This is a genomic window from Syntrophales bacterium, assembly GCA_023229765.1.
Lineage (GTDB): Bacteria > Desulfobacterota > Syntrophia > Syntrophales > UBA5619 > DYTH01.
This window is the reverse complement of the sequence record JALNYO010000003.1, coordinates 1-19,828: the sequence shown is the minus strand read 5'-3', so window position 1 is coordinate 19,828 and position 19,828 is coordinate 1. Positions and strand designations below refer to the sequence as shown.

Genomic DNA, 19,828 nt, shown 5'->3' with positions numbered 1-19,828 from the left:
CCCTTGTGGCTGGAATGAGAAGGACTGCGGGAGTAAAATTTTTTAACAACGCTTTTTAAAAAAGGAAAGATAAATGGCTGACTACATCTGGCTGATACCACTTTTCCCGGCAATTGGATTCATTTTCAATGGTTTTTTCGGCGCCAAAATGTCCAAGGGCGCAGTTTCCTGGATCGCCTGCCTGGCGGTGTTTCTCTCCTTTCTCACCTCCGTCGCCATCTTTATCGAATTTCTTCAGATGCCCGCGGCAGCGAGGGTATTCGAAATCAATATTTACAACTGGATCTCCTCCGGGGAACTTTACGTACCGCTGGGATTCAAAATTGACGCGCTTTCCCTGGTCATGTCCCTTACAGTCACCGGCGTTGGCTTTCTTATCCACGTTTATTCGATCGGCTACATGGCGCACGATCCCGGCATCAAGCGGTTTTTTGTAGAGCTTAACCTTTTTGTCTTCATGATGCTCGTGCTGGTTACCGGCAACAACCTGCTGATGATGTTTGTCGGCTGGGAGGGGGTCGGGCTCTCTTCATATCTGCTGATCGGCTTCTGGTATCAGAAGGACTCCGCGTCGGATGCCGGGAAAAAGGCCTTTATTGTCAACAGGATCGGAGACTTCGGCTTTCTTTTGGGGATCTTCCTGATTTTTTTGAGCCTCGGCGCACAGGGCGTCTGGACGCTTAATTTCGGAGAAATAAAAACTAACGCCCACCTCCTCAACGGGAGCTTGGTCAGTATAATAACCTTCCTGTTTTTTGTCGGCGCCGTGGGCAAGTCCGCGCAGCTTCCCCTTTATGTCTGGCTCCCGGACGCAATGGAAGGTCCTACGCCGGTTAGCTCCCTCATCCATGCGGCAACGATGGTGACAGCCGGGGTCTATATGATCGCCCGTCTCAATTTTCTCTACAGCATGGCCCCCGACACGATGATGATCGTCGCAATAATCGGCGTTTTGACGGCGTTTTTCGCGGCAACGATCGGCTTTGCGCAGTACGATATCAAGAAGGTGCTTGCCTACTCGACGATCAGTCAGCTCGGCTACATGTTTGTCGCCGTCGGCGTCGGCGCTTATTCCGCCGGCATCTTCCACCTGATGACCCACGCCTTTTTCAAGGGGCTGCTCTTCCTCGGGGCCGGCAGCATCATGCACGCGATGAGCGGCGAGCTGGACATGCGAAAAATGGGCGGACTGAGAAAAAAGATTCCTGTCACCTTCTGGACATTTTTTATCGCCTGCCTGGCGATCGCCGGCATCCCGGGATTTTCCGGCTTTTTCAGCAAGGATGAGATCCTCTGGAAGGCCTTCAGCTCCCCGCACGGCCATATCCTGATCTGGTTTCTGGCCGCGCTTACCGCCGGAATGACGGCTTTTTACATGTTCCGACTCCTCTTCAGGGTTTTCTACGGCGAAAGCCACGTCCCGGAGGAGATCAAGCACCACATTCATGAATCGCCGAAGGTGATGACCGTTCCGCTGATGATCCTGGCCTTTTTGGCCATTGCCGGCGGTTATGTCGGGATACCCCACATCCTCGGAGGGACCAATCTTTTTGACCAATTCCTTGCCCCGGTGCTGGGCGGAGGAACAGCCCATTCGGAAGCGGCGGCAGCCAGCTTTAGTCTCATCAGCAGCGCCTGGGCTTCCGGAGCGGAGGCGGCTGGCGAAGCTTCTCTGGAAATGACCCTCATGGTCGCCTCGGTTGTAACCGCACTGATCGGCATCCTCATCGCCTATTGGCTCTATGTCAGCAATACGAAACTCCCCGAAAAGTTCACGGCGGCGTTTCCGGGCCTCTTTAAGGTTGTCAATAACAAATACTACGTTGACGAACTATACGATTTTGTTTTTGTCCGAGGGATTCTGAAAGCGGGGGCGTTCCTCCTAAAGGTCGTGGATATCGGGATCATCGAAGGAATCGTCAACGGTACGGGAAATTTCCTGCAATGGGCCGGCGGTCATTTGCGTAAGTTTGAATCCGGCGTCGTGCAGCAGTATGCGTTCGGCATGATTCTCGGGGCAATTATCGTCGTCGGCTATATCGTCTTTGCGCCACTTTTTTAAGGCGTTTGGTCAACATTGAACAGATGTTTTTTTATTTTATTATACTGGATTGGTGAATGAACATGACATATCCCCTTTTGAGCGTACTCATTTTTCTCCCACTGGCCGGGGCCATCGTCGTAATGCTGCTGCCGCGAAACAACCCCGCGCTGACAAAGGGATTGACGCTTGTCTGGACGATCATCGAATTTGCGCTTTCTCTGCCGCTCTTTTTCAGTTTTGACGAAACGACCGCCGGAATGCAGTTCACGGAAAACATCTCCTGGTTTCCGGAGCTCGGCATCAGCTATAATCTGGGAATCGATGGTTTCAGCATGCTGCTGGTGATGCTCACCACCTTCCTGACGGTGATTTGCGTACTGTCATCCTGGGATGCCATCAAAGACAAGGTAAAGGAATACTACTTCGCCTTTTTGATTTTGGAAACGGCGCTGGTCGGGGCGCTCTGCGCGCTTGATCTCGTGCTTTTCTACATATTCTGGGAACTGATGCTGGTGCCGATGTATCTGCTGATCGGCGTCTGGGGCGGGCCTCGCCGGATCTACGCGGCGGTAAAGTTCTTCCTCTACACGATGGCGGGCAGCGTGCTGATGCTGCTGGCGATCATGGCCCTCTATTTCCATTACGGCGCCGAGTCCGGTTCCTACACCTTCAACCTGCTTGAACTCTACAAGGCGAATATCCCGCTTGCGAAACAGTACTGGCTCTTTGCCGCCTTCGCCCTTTCCTTTGCGATCAAGGTGCCGATGTTCCCGTTTCACACCTGGCTGCCGGACGCTCATACCGAGGCGCCGACCGCGGGCAGCGTTATCCTGGCCGGGGTCATGCTGAAGATGGGGACGTACGGATTTCTGAGATTCGCCATTCCGCTGTTCCCGCAGGCAGCCTTCGCCGCGGCGCCGATCCTCTCCATCCTTGCCCTCATCGGGATTGTCTATGGGGCGATCATGTGCATCATGCAGAGCGACTTAAAAAGGCTCATCGCCTATTCCTCGGTCAGCCATCTTGGCTACGTGATGCTTGGCCTCTTTGCCTTCAACATGCAGGGCCTGGAGGGCGGCATGTACCAGATGCTGAACCACGGGATCAGCACCGGCGGCCTCTTCCTCGCGGTAGGCATGATCTATGAAAGAAGACATACGCGGATGATCGCCGAGTTCGGCGGACTCGCCAAAACCATGCCGATATTTGCCGTATTCTTCCTGATCATCACCTTGTCCTCGATCGCCCTGCCGGGCACCAACGGCTTTGTCGGCGAGTTTCTCATCTTGCTGGGAACCTTTCGCAGCAACGTGAGCTTCGGCGTTATCGCAACTACCGGGGTTGTTCTCGGCGCCGTGTATATGCTCTGGATGTTTCAGCGCGTCATGTACGGGGAGATAAAGAAAGAGGAAAATCGGAAATTAAAGGATATCAACAAGCGGGAAATAACCATTCTCGTGCTGATAGTTTTTTTCATCTTCTTCATGGGTATTTACTCCCAGCCGTTTTTCAAGAAGATGGACGTCTCGGCGACTAATTATCTTCAGTATATTCATGCCAAAGCCGATGCTCCCGCCATATCGGTAAAGGCTCAGTAAAATGAACGGATTTCATAAAATTTTTTCGACTAATACGAAAAGGTAGGAAATTATGGTTGTACAGATACCTGAAATGGACTTTGGATGGCTCATCCCGGAGATTGTCATCACCGTCTTCGCGATCGCCACGCTCCTTTTGACCCTGTTGCGCAAAAAGAACGGCACCTGGCTTCTGGTCGAGGCCATGCCGCTTATCGGGGCCATCATCGCGCTTTATTACACATTTCAGTTATGGAACGGCAATCTGGACATCTTCAACCATCTCTATACAATCGACAATTTCGGGGTATTCTTCCGGGGAGTTGCCCTTTCCATCCTGATTCTTGTCACCCTGCTATCCTACCGGTACGTTGACCGGGAGGATATTGTCCGGGGGGAGTATTACGCCCTGCTTCTCTTCGGAACGCTCGGAATGATGATCATGGTGTCATCGAACAACTTTATCACCATCTTTATCGGTTTGGAGTTGATGTCAATCTCCATCTATATCCTCTGCGGTCTGATGGGCGGGAACGCCAAATCCATGGAGGCCTCCCTCAAATATTTCCTGCTCGGCGCCTTTGCCACCGCCTTTCTTCTGTACGGCATGGCCCTGATTTACGGGACTACCGGCATGCTTGATATCCGGGAAATCGCCGGATACTTAAACAGCGGCAACTTTATGGCGACGCCCACCTTCATGGCGGGTCTGGCCCTTTTAATTGTCGGCTTCGGCTTCAAAACAGCCTCCGTGCCTTTTCACATGTGGACGCCTGACGTCTATGAGGGGGCGCCGACTTCGATCACCGCCTATATGGCAACCGGCGTCAAGGCCGCCGCGTTCGGCGCGTTTTTGAGGGTTCTGTACACGGCGTTTCATCCCTTTCTGCCAGGATGGACATTTATGTTATGGATCCTCGCCGTCGCCACGATGACCCTGGGAAACCTTACCGCGCTCCGCCAGAACGACGTCAAAAGAATGCTCGCCTATTCGAGCATCGCCCACGCCGGGTACATCCTGATCGCCATGACCATCGGGGACCGCTCCCTTTCCTCCACTGTTCTGTATTATCTGCTCGTCTATAGCTTCATGACAATCGGCGCCTTTGCGATTGTAATGATCCTGGGACACAAGGGCTTTCCGAACACCGGCATCGAATCCTACGCCGGTCTCGCCGGCAGACACCCGGTGATTGCGGCGGCGATGGCGGTCTTTCTCCTCTCCCTGGCGGGCGTTCCCCCGCTGGCCGGCTTCATGGGCAAGTTCTATGTCCTGACCGACGCGATCCGTTCCGGTTATTACTGGCTTGCGGTAATCGGGGTGCTGAACAGCGTGGTTGCCGTCTATTACTACCTGCGGGTCATCATGTACATGTACTTCAAGGAACCGGAAGCGGAGATCGGCATTCCCGATTTTTCCATCGGCTCCACGGTTGCCATCGCCATCAGCGTTGCGGCGGTTTTCTATCTCGGTATTTTCCCGCGCGTGTTTCTGATGATTGCGCACAGCTCGACCAATATTTTTATGTAAGCAGGAAGGTCCGTGCCGAAGATAAACGCTCGCGCCCGAGTCAGTCATTGGAGAGACACGCTGCGTCTCAAACGGGCGTTTAGTGGGTGTCAGGCTTTATAAGTGTGATGTAAGCCATGGTCTTGGCTTGCCTGCATCGCGTCGGCCATCTCGCCGACCATGGGCACACCATTCCGGTATTGGAACGGCCACATGCTCCGGGGATCAAAAAAGGCCACACGGTCGCCGTCGCACAAAACGTGACTCAAATCCGGCTGCAGACCGGGCATGGCGCTCAACTTGCCATTGATGAACGTAATCCCCCGCTCCTCCGTCGGCATTTTCAGGCGGGCCATTAAATCATTAACTGTGCTTCCCGCCGGCAGGCGCACCTGCAGGTTGGCGTAGCTCCTCCCCTCGCCCGACTGGCCGCCGTAAAGCGCCAAAGCGCCATAGAGCCAGGCATCTATTGCAACATCCGACACGCTATCCCCCTCCAATCAGCGGAAAGATCCCGACTTCACTGCCGGCTTCCAGAGGCCAATCCACAGGCCGGGCGCGGGCATTGACGTAAACCATCTTCACTTCTTCAGCAGGCACGTCCAACTGACGGATCAAATCCGCTACGGTAGCTCCCTCCGCCAGGTCAACTTCAAAGGGACGTCCGACCGACGCGCCGGGAGCGTAATGGCGCAAGGTGGCAAAAAGTTTCGTTTGAACGCGCATATTCGCCTCATGAACATCTGACAATGTCTTGCGCCCACAGACAGTCGGCGCAAGACGGATTCCAGCCCCAGCACCCTTCGTTGCGCTCGCGCAGGTCGCAGCTTGCCCGTAAGTCGCAGTTGGGGCAAGCGGGAAAATGAAAACCCCGCACTTCGCCGCGAAAGCGCACATAGTCCTCAGCCATCCAGATTTCCGACAGGGACTGCTGATTGACATTGCCTAACAGATAGCGACTTACCAGTTTTTTCCGACCGTCTATGGCAAAATAGCTATAGTTGTGGGACAGGACATAGCAGGGAGCAACGCCGCCATCCCAACCGACCACGAGGGCGTTATCCGCCACGAAGCGGCAGCGCCGCTCCGCGCCCCAATGCATGCGCGGCAGCCCCAAAGCCCCCAGCATCACCCAGTTATCGCCCTTGACCGGCCAGCCGCCTGCCCGGAAGGGGGAACGCGGATCGTAACCGTAGAGGATTTCTTCGCGCATCTCCTCCGTATAGGCAAGCACGTTGCTGACGAGCACGCTTGCCGCATTCAGCCGCGCCGCCAGTCCGGTGAACTCGGACAGCTCTGCCGCATTGCTTTTCAAAACGACAAACTCTATCCCAAGCGCCGGAAACAGAGAACCGAGTTCGCGTTTAACTTCATTCAGGCCGCGGATGTTGCCTATGACATCGAAAAGCAGCGCGCCGCGGATGCCGGCGTAGGTCTCGGGCCTTACTCCGTCAACGGACACAATTAGGCGATCCACTCCCAGCCTGACCAGCTCGCGCGCCTTTTCCTGATTGAGCAGCAAACCATTGGAGCCGACGCTGACTGCCAGGCCGCGCCTGCGCATGGCCTCAATCATTTCCATGATGTTGGGATGCGACAGAGGTTCGCCCAAACCGGTAAAATCGACGCGGGTCAGGTTGGGCAAAACCTCCAGGCCTTCTACCAGGCGCCGGAACGTCTCCATGGACATCTCGGCCTCGGGGTCGCTCCAGACATTGCGGATGCAGGTGCGGCAATGGAGATTGCAGCGGGTTGTCGGCTCGATGTACAGCTTGCGCGCGTCGGGAAGGCGGGGGCGAAAAATGAGCTCTCCTTCACGCTCGTCCAGCCAGTATTCCCGGTGGGCGGCAAGGCGGCGGCGTTTGACAAAATCTTCGGGCAGAGCCAACCGGCCCTTACTATCGGTTATAATTTTGGGCATCTTGCCTCAGAAGCAAACGGGCAGGGCAGTTGTTGCCCCGCCCGTATTTATGCTGCAATCTGCTACAGCTCTGCGAAGACCGAATCCAAAGCGCTGGCCGGCACATCAAAGACTTGGTTGTGCGGCGGCAACGGCTCCATTGTCATGAACTCGGGGAGGCGGTCGGCGGCCTTGCCGATACCGGCTGCCTCGTTGAACGCGCGCTCCTTCTTCAAGATGGATCCGCCCAGGGCGAGGATGTCGTCCGCGCTCCAGTTGGTGCCCAGAACGCCGTTGGTCTCTTCGACCATGCCTTCATAGCCGCTGGCAATGTCGAGAATGGCGAAGGCGATGAACAAGCAGTGACCGCTGGAATCAATGAAGGCCGTAGTCGCCTGAAACGCGCGACTCAAGGCGGCCTTGCCCTCCGGACTGAGCGGGTCCTGCTTGCCCATGACGCCCAGGATTTCGGGCGCGACGGTGTAGCCGGCGGTGTGGTCGGCACCCATGGTGGTGGTGGCATAGGTGACACCCATGCCCTTGACGGCGCGCGGCTCATAGGCAGGCATGCTCTGGCCCTTGACCGTGGGCACATGGATCACGCCAAAAGCCTTGCCGGCAAGCTCAGTGCCGCCGCCCAGGATCCGGCCCATCGGGGTCGCTTTGCCCATCTCCTCTACCAGGTTGATCGCCCCCTTGCTGTCGCCAAACTTGATCACGCCGCCTTCCATCGCGACGGCGATGGCGGTGCCGGTTTCGATCGTGTCCAGACCATAGGCATTGCACAGATGAATCATCTCCGCCACATCGTCCAGATTGTCGATGCCGCAGTCGGCGCCCAACGCCCAGGCCGACTCGTACTCGACGCAGGAGGTATGCTCCGTGCCATCGGGTTTGTACCAGGTGTTCGAGCACTGGATCACGCAGCCGGGGCTGCAGCCATGGTTGTACGTTTCCTTGCCGGTACGTTCTTTGACCCCATCAAAGATGGCCTCGCCCGCGATGCTGCCGGCGCCTTCAAAGCGGCCGCTGGAAAAGTTGCGGGTGGGCAGACCGCCGGCCTCGTTGAGAACATTGATTAAGGCCGCCGTGCCGTAAGTGTTCAGAGTGCCTTTGGGCTTGGTGATGTCGTGGGTCAAAAGGGCATTCACCAGCTTCTTACGTCCCTGATCAAACAGGGACTTGTCGGCAATGGACACGCCGGGAGCGCCGTCGTTGTTGATGACTATCAGCTTGAGTCCCTTACCGGCCATGACAGCGCCCAAACCGCCGCGCCCAGAATAACGGCTGGGACGTCGGAATTCGTCGTTGTACGCTATGCCCGAGTTAGCGTAGCCATGTTCACCCGCCACGCCGCATCCGGCGATGACAACCTTGTTCCCGAACCGTTCGTAAACCTTCGGGAATACCTCGTACAGATTCTTACCTGCATATTCAGCCGCGTCGAAGAACTCAACTTTAGGCTTGCCGGCCGCTGCGTCCCAGGCAAGATGGACGCCCCAGAACTTGCCTTTTCCCTTGGGCTGGCCCTCGACCACAATAGCCTTGACCTGCAGCGTCGCCAGGTCGCGCGCCCACGAGGTGCCGGCATTGGACTCCTTGATGCCGCCGGTCAAGGGCGACTTTGCCCCGGCCGAGACGCGAGCCGACGTGGGCGCAACCGTGCCCGTCACCATGCCCGGCGCAAAGACAAGCTTGTTGTTGGGGCCGAGGGGATGGCACAGCGGCGGAACCTCGTCGGCGACAATAGACGAAGTCAGTCCGCGCCCACCCAGATTCTTGTAGGCTTCCGGGACGTCTTCGACGCGATAGGTCAGATCGTTCATGTTGATGCGCAAGATACAAGCTGTCATGATGATACTCCTTTCTTTGATTTGCGAGTTAAGTGAACTGTTTCTTCCGGCGCGCTGGGCTGATGTTTGTTCTCTGTGTACGGCCACAATGATATGTTTTTCCAGATACGCCGATAAATACCCCCTGTCAATGCCTTTTCAGAAAACCTCAGATATGCCTTGACAGACAAAAACAGCCCTCCTATACTCGCTCTGTATGGAAGGCATTGGCGCCATCTCTGGATTATACGCATTATGAAAATACACTCAAATAGATAGCGGCAAAACTATACCACTCGAAAAGGAGAAAAGAATTATGGCGATTTTTGAATATGGCCAGTACAATAGCAAATTTGATGCGCCGGATAATCTGGTGGATATTTTTGAAAACAGCGCCTCGAAATTTGCCAACAACCCATTAATCGGAGAGAAAGACGGCGCGGGGGTTTACCAGTGGACGACATACGGTCAAATCGCGGCTCGCGTAAATAATTTACGGGCAGGATTAGCGGCAATCGGCGTTAAGCCGGGGGATAAAATCGGGATTATCGCCAATAATCGCAAGGAGTGGCTGATCGGCGAGATGGCGACCCAGGGTTTGGGCGCCGCCTATGTGCCCATGTATGAAAAAGAGCTGCTTTCAATGTGGCAGTATATCGTGAAGGATGCCGAAATCAAGGTTCTGTTCGTATCCAAACCGGAGGTGCTGGAGAAGGTCAAGAATTTCCCCAGTGAAATACCAACCTTGAAACAAATTTTTCTGATTGAGGGCTCAGGGGAAAACTCGCTGGAAGCCTTGGAGACAAAAGGCAGGGAGAAACCTGTACCCGCTCTTCATCCGAAACCCACCGATGTTGCTCTGTTGATATATACCTCAGGGACCACGGGCGAACCCAAGGGAGTCCTGCTTTCGCATGGGAATCTGGCGGAAAATGTCAAGGCCGGCCTGGCCTGGTTTTTGAACCTGACCGAGAAGAGCCGCTGCATCTCCATGCTCCCCTGGGCGCACACCTTCGGAATAACGGCCGATTTGCACGCCTTTATGATAAGAGGCGGCTCCATTGGCATTATGGGTTCGGTTGAGACTCTCATCGATGATTTGCCCAAAATCCAGCCCACGTTCATGATCACCGTGCCCCGCATCTTTAACAAGGTCTATAACGGGGTCTGGGCCAAAATGAGGGCGGAAGGCGGGTTAAAATTACGCCTCTTTGAGATGGCACTGGAGGCGGCAAAACTGAAACGAGAAACAGGCAAAGCAAGTCTAAAATACAAGCTCCTGGATGCAATCGTCTTGAAAAAGATTCGGGCCCGGTTTGGAGGACGTCTTGAAAACGCCGTCACCGGCAGCGCCTCGATGAACGTGGAAATCGCAAAATTCTTTATCGACGTCGGGATTCCCACCTATGACGCCTATGGCTTGAGCGAAACATCCCCGGCTATTACGATCAATTCCCCATTAATGGGCAATCGTCTGGGATCGGTCGGCAAGCCGATCAACAAAACCAAAGTCGTCATTGATCGATCGCGCACAGGCGAGACCGGCGACGATGGCGAGATCCTCTGTTTCGGCCCGCAATGCATGATCGGCTACCACAATAAACCGGAAAAAACCAGGGAAGTAATTGTGGAAATGAACGGCATGAGGGGCGTGCGCACGGGGGATCGCGGGCGTCTCGATGATGACGGATTTTTGTATATCACCGGCCGCTTCAAGGAAGAATACAAGCTTGCCAACGGCAAATATATCCATCCGGAGACCATCGAGCTGGAAATGAAGGTGTTGCCTTGGATTTTGAACGCAGTGATCACCGGGGCCGGACACGACTACAATGTGGGTCTGATTGTGCCTGACATGAAATTATTGCAGAATTTAGCTGCAGAATTGAATTTGTCGGTCGAGCCGAAAGACCTTTTTGATCCAGCCAATGCCGCCGGGCAAAAATTTAAGGACCTGCTAACCGCCGAGGTGCAAAACCATCTCAAAAAAACCATTGGCTCTTACGAAATTCCCCGCAAATTCGCGTTTATCCTGGATGATTTTACCGTGGATAACGGGATGCTCACCCAGACCATGAAGCTAAAACGCCTGATGGTCATCGAAAAATACGGATATTTGCTGGAAGAACTCTACAAAAAATGAGTCGCAAGGTTATCCCCCGGCTTTCCCGGGGGATAATTATAATCTATTTTCGCAAATCTTTACTTAAAACGCTCTCCTTGATCAACCCAAAGGCGGTTTCCGCCGAATCAGCATTCGTAAGAACGCCTTCGATCATGCAGGAAAAGCGATCTCCCAGGAGGTTCGCTTCGGTCAGATCGTGGGTTACGTAGATCACCGGCACGCCCAGCGTTTTGAGCACACGTTTAAATTCAGGCAGGAGCTTCTCCTTGATGGCGAGATCGAGATCGCTCAGCGGTTCGTCCATGAGCATGACATGGGGCTGAGAAGCGAGCGTGCGGGCCAGGGCGACCCGGCTCTGAAATCCACCGCTGAGAGCATCTGGCCTCTTATCAAGAACCTCTTCAAGACCAAGCATTTCAATCAGTTTTCCGATATTTGCATCAGCTCCCCTTTTGTTCCGGAGGCAGTACCGGATATTATCCCTCACGTTCATGTGTCTGAAGAGCGAGGACTGCTGGGGGACATATCCAACATGGCGATCTTCAGGAGAAAAACCGGCAATGTCCGTTCCGTTAATGTGTATCTTCCCCTCATCGCCTTGCAGGATGCCCGCCACAACCTTGAGCATCGTTGACTTTCCGCTTCCATTCAGGCCCAAAACGACTCGTATCTCCGAGGCGATCGTCAGAGATACCTTTTTCATAACCTGTTGCCTGCCATAAGATTTGCTGAGATTTTCAATACTAAGCATGGCTCCTCCTTCCCCGACCGGCAAAAAACACCAGTATCAAGGACAGCATAATACAGAAGCCGCTCGCCGTTACCGCCATCGCCACCTCGCCCTCTTCCACTTTTGTAAAAACATAGGAAGCAAGAACCTGTGTTGAACCCGGAACATTTCCACCGAACATGATCACGGCGGCAAATTCGCTCAGGGAACGGGCGAAGGCCAGGACAAAACCGGAAAACAGGGCCTCTCTCAGGCCCGGCAAGGCTATCCGGAGAAAGGCCATCGTTGGGGTATCCCCCAGCGTTCTGGCGACAATGATGCTTTCCTGGTCCATTTGATCAACCCCCGTTGCGACCGCCCGGGCCGCAAGCGGGTAGGAGACGAAAAACATGGCCAGAATGACCGCAACGAGAGTAAAGGCAAGACCAGTGGAACCGATAAACCCGAAATTTGTTCGTCCGAAGGCAAGAAGCAGGGCCAGGCCCGCCACCGTATGGGGGATCGCGACGGGCAGGTCATTCATTAAATTAGCCGCCTTGTACAGCAGCGTATTTCTCAAAAAGAGGTGACAATAGCCGAACCCGATCGCCATCACCACACAAAGAGCCGCTGCGGCAAGGGCGCAAAACATCGTGTTTTTCACGCTTTCCCAGAAAAGATAATCGTGAAAGGTCTTGACGATTCCCGGAATTTCCAGATTTGTCAAGAGCGCAACAAGAGGATAAATAATCAGCAGAAGCAAAAAAGGCGCAAAAATAACGGCAATCATGTTTCTGGTTACGATTCTATTCATAGGGCTGCCACCCGTATTTGACAAACTCGTCTATATGGGCAACAGTAAAGGCCATGAATTTCTTCGCCATATCTTCGTTTTCGCCCTTGATAATTCCGATCCCGAAGCTGATATCTCCTGTAACATCGTATCCCATAGACGCAACCTGGTTGAGCTTATACATGTTTGCGACACTCTTGAAAATCATCCCTGCATCCACCTGGTCCTTCTCTACCAGAATGGCCACCTGGTTTACCGTGCTTGGCTTCGCCTTGAGATTTCCCGTGGCAATTATCTTGTCGAACAGGCCAAGATTCCGCAGCCCTTTTTCGGCATACATGCCGACAGGGGCTCGCGGATCGGCAATCGACAGAACCACTCCCTCCTTCGTCAGATCGGCGAAGGTTTTAATCTTCTTTTCTTCGCCTGTTTTGGAAACAACAAGCACCATGACATCCTTCAATATTTTTTTCCCCTCGGCCAGAAGCTTCTTTTCCTTCAGTTTTTCAATCAGCATCCAGTCGGCGCTGAAGTAAATGTCGCACGGCTGCCCTTTTATGATCTGGGTGTAAAGCCCGCCCGACGGGCCGTAATTGGGGAAAATTTTCACACCGTATTCCTTGCTGAATTTGTCAACGACAACATCCATGGGTTTTTTCAACCCGGCGGCGGCATACAGATTCAATTTAACCGGGTCGCCGCACGTCCCCTCTTTCGCAAAAAAAACACCGGAAATGACCAGGAAAAGGATCAAAATCCTTGTAAAACCGCTCTTCATAATAATAACCTCCTTCAATGCGGAAAATATTTTACATACTTTTTGAGCGCCTCCGGAAGCTTGCCTTTGTCACTGGCTACGGCGGGGCAAACGGAACTCTGGCCGGAGGCAGCCATCGCCTTGATTCCCTTTTCGCTCAGCAGAAATTCTACCCAACTCATCGCCTTTTTCTGGTCGGGGTAATTTTTCGGAATCGTGAGCGCGTAAAGAATCGGTTCTCCGACCAGATTGATCTTCTGGCCGGGCTTGGCACCCTTGATGCTTACCTTGGCCCGGGAGTAGAATTCTTCATGCTCGGCACTGGAAAGATTAATTCTTTCAGGCAACTGAACATACTTCAGTCCATGCTGCCGGGCAACGGAGTCGTACTCAAAGGCGTAGTCGAGATCGCCTGACTGCAGAAGCGCGAGCAGCTCGACCGCTTTGGCCTTCATCGTATCGCCCCGGGCGCCGTAGAGTTTGTTGTATAATCCGTTTTCATTGTAATGTTTCTCCGCGAGCTGCCAGAGCATCAGGGTGCGGTATCCGCAGGGGTCCTGATCGGGGTCGCTGCGGCCATATGTCACCCCGTCCTTCTGGAGTATCTTGTACCAGTTGTCTGCGTTGATTTCCCTGGCAAATTTTGATTTTTCCGTATAGCAGAGCACCATCTGATTCGATGCGAAGATGATGTACCAGTCGGCGTAATCGGGAAACATCAGCTTCGGCACGATCTTGTAGTCGGCCGAGGCAATGATGCCGCACTCCCTTTTGAGTTCCGTGACCTTGCGGATCGTCGTGGCGCTTCCGCCGCCCTCGATCATTACTTCAACCTGCGGATACTGCTTGTTGTACACTTTGGCGACCGCCTTGAAGGGAACCGTCAGGCTGCCGGCGATAAAGACGGGAAACTTGCCGGAAAACTCCTCCGCCCGTGCCCGGCCCGACAAGCCTGTAAGAACAACAAACGCGAATAAAAAAATCATCAATAAAGAAAAAAACTTGCCCCGCAACGGCCCTTTCACTTTATGAACATCAAACTCCATTTTCAAAACCTCCTTTTTTAATTTTTCTCAATATCTGTAAAAGTCAGCATCGGGACCCTTTATAGAAACGCTTAAATGATTGTTTGATGCCGGGAAATAATCAAAAGGTGCGTTGCCGGCAACATGATTTTGCGGAAAGATATACTTTACCCAATACTACTGTCAAGATAAAAAATACCTTTTATTACTTTATAATACTATTTCATACTTTTTATTACTATTTCTTACTTTATAAAATGTCTGCCGAGGTAATTGCAAAACTCCCCATTCTTGTCATTCCCGCAACGATTCTGAGCGGGAATCTGGTTCTAACTGCGTGAAAAACCATATTATGAACATTAAGCTTCGCTTTCCCATAGAGACATTCGGGAATGACAAATGGTTTTGCAATTGCCTCTGTCGTTAGCCTTTTTAGGCCAAAAATTAATGCCGTCCCTGTCGGTCAAAAGAGATGAATCCTGCTCTCTCACAATTTTCTTCTGGAATTATATTCCCATTGAGGCTATTGCAGAACGTCCGCATTTGCCAACAAGCGGGGAGAGGTGAATATTTGTGATATTTTTCAATTAAAATGCATTTTTTGAAGTTAAATTTTTTCAAAAAACAGAGCAGACGATATTTTATAGGGAGACATTACATGCCAGTTTATGAATTTAATGGAAAAATACCGCGGATATCGGCTTCCGCTTTTGTTCATCCCGAGGCCGTGATCATCGGCGACGTCGTTATCGGAGAAAGTTGTTTCATCGGCCCGGGGGCTGTGATCAGAGGGGATTTAGGTCCCATAACCCTCGGCGAGGGGGTGAGCTTTCAGGACAACGCCGTCATCCATGTCGATATCGGGTCAGAGGTTGTGATCGAAAACGACGTCATTGTCGGGCATGGGGCGCTGCTGCACGACGTGCATATCTTGCCGCGCACGATAATCGGCATGGGGGCGGTGCTGATGTTTCAAGTGATCTGCGAGGAAGACTCTTTCGTTGCGGCGGGTTCGGTAGTTCTTCAGGGAATGAGGGTTCCCGCCGGAACAATCGTCGGCGGCAATCCGGCAAAAATCATCAAGAAGGCCTCCGCAAAAAATATCATCGCTACCGCTGAAGGCGTCATCCTCTACAGGGAACTCGCCGAGAAATATCGAATGACGATGAAAAAGATTGCCTGATTGAAAAATCCTTGCGCTGCCGGCTAAGTGATGGAATTGCCTGTTGTAAAATTGTCTTGACAACAAGGCCGGCTTCTTTTAACATCCATCCGCCTCTGCACGTGTCCCACAGTCAGGGGGCTGCAAAAGGGAAGCATAACTCATCCAATAACAAAATCAGGAGGTTGCCATGCGCGTACGACACATCATGTCTACACCCGTAGTGACCGTTACCAGCGATACCCCGGTGCTGGAAGCGGCGAAACTCATGAAGGAAAGAAAGATCGAACGACTTCCAGTAGTTGACAAGGGGAAGCTCAAGGGTATCGTCACCAAGGACCGGGTGCTTCATTCCTCGCCGTCCATGGCGACAAGCCTGAGCATCGGAGAAATCCACTACCTTTTCGCCAAGTTGACGGTCAATGACATTATGCAGAAGGATGTGGCCACCGTTACCCCCGAAACGACGATAGAAAATGCCGTCCGCCTGGCTCAGGACAGGCATGTCGGCGCCCTGCCCGTCATGGAGGATGGCAAGGTTGTGGGCATAGTCACTACCAACGACTTTTTCTATATGATTCTGAACCCGATTCTGGGAATCGGCGAGGAGGGATCGCGGCTGATTGTACGCCATTGCGAATCAACGGAGCAGATCGCCAACGCCTTCCGTTGCGTGGCTGATAGCGGTCTTCACGTATTGAACGCCTCCTATATAAGAAGCCGCAGGGGCTCGGAGAAGGACCTTATCATCCACGTTACAGAAGAAGATACGGGCAAACTTTCCGTCTGTTTGCATGAAAAGTGCCAACTGGCTGTGGAGCCCCGCGATAGGTAGGTTTCCTGAGAATCTAACAAGCGAGAATTATGTTGCAGGCGACAGGTTTCCCTGCAAACGGAGATAGGCTTAAAAATCAGCCGTTAAGCTGCTCCAGATGCCCCTCCCTCTTGGCGCAGGGGGCGTCTGGATGCTTTTAATCGCAAGGCCCGTTTTGTTTCCACTCGCCTGGTTGCCCAAAGTGAATTTTTCGAAAAACTGCCGTTTATTGTCACACCGGCAAAAGCCCGATCGTAGAACAATGCGGCAAGAGGGGCTAATCTGCATTGCAGAATTACTGATTTGAAGAGCACGGCCCCGTTTCCCACGCAAAAAAATAAATGACTCGCCAAGCTATGGATGCCTGGAATAAAGACGCTTGAGGTTTAAACATGATTCTTCCGGACTCATTAAAGAAAGCCTGCCTGTTTTTCCCCGAAAAAAAGGCCGTCATCTGCGGAAACAATAGCTGGACCTACCGGGATTTTTTTGATCGCCTCCGCAGTATTTCCGCCTTCATGCAGGCGGAGGGCATAAAAAAGGGCGACCGGGTAGCCATTTTGCACCCCAATTGCCATTATTACCTTGAATCATACTACGCCATCGCCCTCATCGGGGCAATCGCCGTCCCGCTGAACCATCGTTTATCCGCCGCTGAACTCGCCTTCATCCTGAATGACGCCGGCGCAAAGCTGCTTATTGCCGACCCGAAGTTCGCAAAAACGGTTGAGCAAATCCGCGGCAATATTCCCTCTCTCGAAAAGATTATCTGGACCGGCAACGCGTCCGGCGGGTTCCCGGAAGGGAAAAACGACCGCTCGTATGAAAAACTTGTTGCCGGCAAAGACGCCTTCTGCGCAGATGTTGCGGTAAAGGAGGACGATATCGCCCAGATCTACTACACGAGCGGAACGACGGGACGTCCGAAGGGGGTAATCCTTACCCATAAGAATGTTTCCCTGCATGCCCTGGGGACAATTGCGGAATTGCAGCTCACCGACCGGGATGTCTGGCTCCATGCCGCACCCTTGTTTCATCTGGCGGACGCCTGGGCAAGCTGGGCGATAACCTGGGTCGGCGGCACGCACGTTCTTGTCGGCGAATTCGCCCCGCCGCTGGTTTTGTCGGCTCTGGAAGAAAAGAAGGTCACGCTGACCAATCTTATCCCCACGATGCTCAACATGCTGATCAATTATCCGGGGGTCAAAAAATACAACTTCAGCAGCCTGCGGGTGCTGCTCAGCGGCGGCGCCCCGATCGCCCCGGAGGTTGTCCGCCGGATCGTGGAAACCTTCGGGTGCGACTACATCCAGACCTACGGAATGACCGAGACGTGCCCCTACCTGACCTTTTCCATCCTCAAGGATCACCTGCGGCGACTGCCGCCGGAAGAGCAGCTCCGCTTCAAATCAAAAACCGGTCGGGAGTTCATCGCCGTCGCTCTCAAGGTGGTGAACGATGCAGGCGGCGAGGTCAAAAAGGATGAAAAAGAGGTCGGCGAAATAATTGTGCGGGGCGATACCGTGACTCCCGGCTACTGGCAGCTCCCGGAGGAAACGGCAAAGGCCATCCGCGACGGTTGGCTCTATACCGGCGACATGGCCGTGATGGACGAAGAAGGCTATGTAACGATCGTGGATCGGAAAAAAGACATGATTGTAACCGGCGGCGAAAACGTCTATTCCACGGAGGTCGAAAATGCCCTCTACATGCATAAGGCCGTTCTGGAGTGCGCCGTAGTTGGCGTTCCCGATGAAAAGTGGGGAGAGACGGTTCACGCCACTGTTGTTTTGAAACCCGGAATAAGTGCAACGGCGGACGAGCTGATCTCGTTTTGCAAGGAGCAGATAGCGCGTTACAAAGCCCCTAAATCAGTAGAATTTTTACCGTCGCTCCCCAAGACAGGTTCCGGAAAAATAGAAAAGAAAAAGTTGCGGGAGCGCTACTGGACCGATGAGCGGAAGAAAATCTGACGTCAGGATCAGGCGCTGCACAATCCCGGCAAATGTCCGAACTGTCAACGAAGAGACATATTGTTGTTGACAAAGGCTGCCCCGTTGTTTTAGAGGTCGCCTATACCTGATCTACTCATAAACAACCTCCCGGGTGAGGCATGTTTCCCCCAGAAAGGTAAAAACGCATGCACAACGAGCCAATCAGTCAGGAAGACAACCTCGGGCGATTTGTCATCAAGCCCCTGCTGGTAATCGCCAGTATTTACAGCTTGTATCTGGTAATTCACCCCTTTACCCCATTTGCCGGTTTTTCTCTGAGCATTCTCGATTTGACCGAGCTGCAGCGCTCCACTCACGTTTTATTTCTGCTTTTGACCGGCTACCTTATCTCCTCCCAGCGCCCCCCCGGAAAGGCCGGAGTCGGGGCCTTCGTGTTTGCGCTCATGGCCGCCTTTCCGTTGTATTCCTTCTGGAAAATTGGTCTGGATGTTAAATTAAACATTGCCGCGACAATCTTCTGGATGGCGGCGGTGCTGCCGACCCTTTATCCCCGTTCCAGTAAAATAGCCGACAAGCTGGCGGCGCTGCTGGTGATCATTCCCTATACCTATCATGTTGTTTTTTTTCATGACATCATTGAGAGGGCCATGATTCCCGAAGCATGGGATCTGGTGCTGAGCTTCGGACTTACGCTGCTGCTGCTAGGCCAGGTGTACCGCTACATCGGGGCTATCCTGCCGTGCCTGGTACTCACCTTTCTTCTCTACAACCTCCACGGGGATCTGATGGGGGGCGTCTTTTCCCACGCCGTTTTCGGCTTCGACCTGCTGCTCGCCAAGCTCTTCAGCGAGACGGAGGCCGGTCTTTTCGGGATGATTACCGGCGTCTCCGCTAAATATCTCGTTTATTTCACCATCATGGGCGGAATCATCGGGGTTTTGAACCTGGGAAAAATCATCGCCAATATCGCCTCGCTCGCCTCCCGCGGCCGGGCGGACGGCCCCGGGATCGTCACGGCGCTCGCCTCGGTTTTCATGGGCCTGTTCAGCGGCTCCGGCGCCGCCGACACCCAGTTCGTCTCGACCATCAGCAAACCGATGTACGAAAAAAGCGGATATGACAAGTACACGGCAGCCGGAATCGCCGCCACTTCGGGAACGATCGCGATGATCACCCCGCCGGTGCTGGGATCGCTCGCCTTCGTCATGGTGGAAATCCTCTCGATTCCCTACCTGTGGGTATGCATTATGGCGATTGGCCCCATGTTGCTCTATCTGATCGCGATTCTCGCCTACAACTATTTTTACGTCAAAAAGATGGGGCTCAAGCCGATTGAACACGACCAGAATTACGGCTGGGGATATTTTCGTCGCTATTCCTATATCTTTCTGCCCCTTTTAATCATCGTGGGCTTTATCTACTGGGGATATTCAATCAGTCTCGCCGTCGTTCTGGCGATTTTTCTCTTCATCATTCTGGCTTACATAGACCGGACGATCCGCCCCAAAAGCCCGAAGGTGCTGTTAGACGGATTGGCAAAAGGATTTTCCTCCCTGATTCCGATTGGTTCAGCGGTTGTCTGCGCAAACCTGATTTTGACCTTGATGGTAATGACCGGCCTCTCC

General features: G+C 53.2%; 16 protein-coding genes. 8 read left to right on the top strand and 8 right to left on the bottom strand.

Annotated features, from left to right (window positions below; all coding sequences use genetic code 11):
• The first annotated feature begins 73 nt into the window (after nt 1-73).
• The 3 genes from nuoL to M0P74_02790 are packed head-to-tail and all read left to right on the top strand — an operon-like array spanning nt 74 to nt 5,152.
• A complete protein-coding gene (gene nuoL, locus M0P74_02800; GenBank protein MCK9362518.1) occupies nt 74-2,062 on the top strand; it encodes an NADH-quinone oxidoreductase subunit L in 1,989 nt (662 codons plus the stop codon).
• Nucleotides 2,063-2,118: 56 nt separating this feature from the next.
• The gene (locus M0P74_02795; protein MCK9362517.1) at nt 2,119-3,642 is read left to right on the top strand and encodes an NADH-quinone oxidoreductase subunit M; all 1,524 of its coding nucleotides are present in this window, start codon (nt 2,119-2,121) and stop codon (nt 3,640-3,642) included.
• A gap of 52 nt (nt 3,643-3,694) precedes the next feature.
• Nucleotides 3,695-5,152 carry an NADH-quinone oxidoreductase subunit N gene (locus M0P74_02790; GenBank protein MCK9362516.1) on the top strand — a complete coding sequence of 486 codons (1,458 nt, stop codon included), beginning with the start codon at nt 3,695-3,697 and terminating at the stop codon, nt 5,150-5,152.
• Between the two features lie 89 nt (nt 5,153-5,241).
• Here the strand turns inward: M0P74_02790 and M0P74_02785 are convergent, their stop codons facing one another.
• The 4 genes from M0P74_02785 to M0P74_02770 form a co-directional block, all read right to left on the bottom strand.
• The gene (locus M0P74_02785; GenBank protein ID MCK9362515.1) at nt 5,242-5,616 is read right to left on the bottom strand and encodes a MoaD/ThiS family protein; all 375 of its coding nucleotides are present in this window, start codon (nt 5,614-5,616) and stop codon (nt 5,242-5,244) included.
• Between the two features lies 1 nt (nt 5,617).
• Nucleotides 5,618-5,857, bottom strand: a complete 240-nt coding sequence (locus M0P74_02780; protein MCK9362514.1) for a MoaD/ThiS family protein — start codon at nt 5,855-5,857, stop codon at nt 5,618-5,620.
• A gap of 7 nt (nt 5,858-5,864) precedes the next feature.
• A complete protein-coding gene (locus M0P74_02775) occupies nt 5,865-7,052 on the bottom strand; it encodes a tungsten cofactor oxidoreductase radical SAM maturase (GenBank protein MCK9362513.1) in 1,188 nt (395 codons plus the stop codon).
• A 62-nt stretch (nt 7,053-7,114) separates the two neighbouring features.
• On the bottom strand, nt 7,115-8,884 hold the full coding sequence (locus M0P74_02770; GenBank protein MCK9362512.1) for an aldehyde ferredoxin oxidoreductase: 1,770 nt from the start codon (nt 8,882-8,884) through the stop codon (nt 7,115-7,117).
• Nucleotides 8,885-9,179: 295 nt separating this feature from the next.
• Between M0P74_02770 and M0P74_02765 the strand changes: the two genes are divergently transcribed.
• Nucleotides 9,180-11,006, top strand: a complete 1,827-nt coding sequence (locus M0P74_02765; protein ID MCK9362511.1) for an AMP-dependent synthetase/ligase — start codon at nt 9,180-9,182, stop codon at nt 11,004-11,006.
• Nucleotides 11,007-11,049: 43 nt separating this feature from the next.
• Here the strand turns inward: M0P74_02765 and M0P74_02760 are convergent, their stop codons facing one another.
• From M0P74_02760 to wtpA, 4 genes are read right to left on the bottom strand one after another with little or no spacing between them, the layout of a single operon-like run.
• Nucleotides 11,050-11,739, bottom strand: coding sequence for an ATP-binding cassette domain-containing protein (locus M0P74_02760; GenBank protein ID MCK9362510.1), 690 nt, complete (start codon nt 11,737-11,739; stop codon nt 11,050-11,052).
• Nucleotides 11,732-12,511, bottom strand: a complete 780-nt coding sequence (locus tag M0P74_02755) for an ABC transporter permease (GenBank protein MCK9362509.1) — start codon at nt 12,509-12,511, stop codon at nt 11,732-11,734. The genes M0P74_02760 and M0P74_02755 overlap by 8 nt, the downstream gene beginning before the upstream one ends.
• A complete protein-coding gene (gene modA / locus M0P74_02750) occupies nt 12,504-13,268 on the bottom strand; it encodes a molybdate ABC transporter substrate-binding protein (GenBank protein MCK9362508.1) in 765 nt (254 codons plus the stop codon). Before modA ends, M0P74_02755 begins: the two co-directional genes overlap by 8 nt.
• Before the next feature lie 14 nt (nt 13,269-13,282).
• A complete protein-coding gene (gene wtpA, locus M0P74_02745) occupies nt 13,283-14,293 on the bottom strand; it encodes a tungstate ABC transporter substrate-binding protein WtpA (GenBank protein MCK9362507.1) in 1,011 nt (336 codons plus the stop codon).
• Nucleotides 14,294-14,930: 637 nt separating this feature from the next.
• Here wtpA and M0P74_02740 point away from each other — a divergent pair.
• The 4 genes from M0P74_02740 to M0P74_02725 all read left to right on the top strand — a co-directional run.
• Nucleotides 14,931-15,455 (top strand): gamma carbonic anhydrase family protein, encoded by a 525-nt coding sequence (locus M0P74_02740; protein MCK9362506.1) that lies wholly within the window; start codon nt 14,931-14,933, stop codon nt 15,453-15,455.
• A gap of 169 nt (nt 15,456-15,624) precedes the next feature.
• Nucleotides 15,625-16,269 (top strand): CBS domain-containing protein, encoded by a 645-nt coding sequence (locus M0P74_02735; protein ID MCK9362505.1) that lies wholly within the window; start codon nt 15,625-15,627, stop codon nt 16,267-16,269.
• Between the two features lie 371 nt (nt 16,270-16,640).
• Nucleotides 16,641-18,221: a long-chain-fatty-acid--CoA ligase gene (locus M0P74_02730; protein MCK9362504.1), complete on the top strand. Its 1,581-nt coding sequence runs from the start codon at nt 16,641-16,643 to the stop codon at nt 18,219-18,221.
• Between the two features lie 167 nt (nt 18,222-18,388).
• Nucleotides 18,389-19,828 (top strand): TRAP transporter large permease subunit (locus M0P74_02725; protein MCK9362503.1); only part of this gene is annotated, 1,440 nt, incomplete at its 3' end.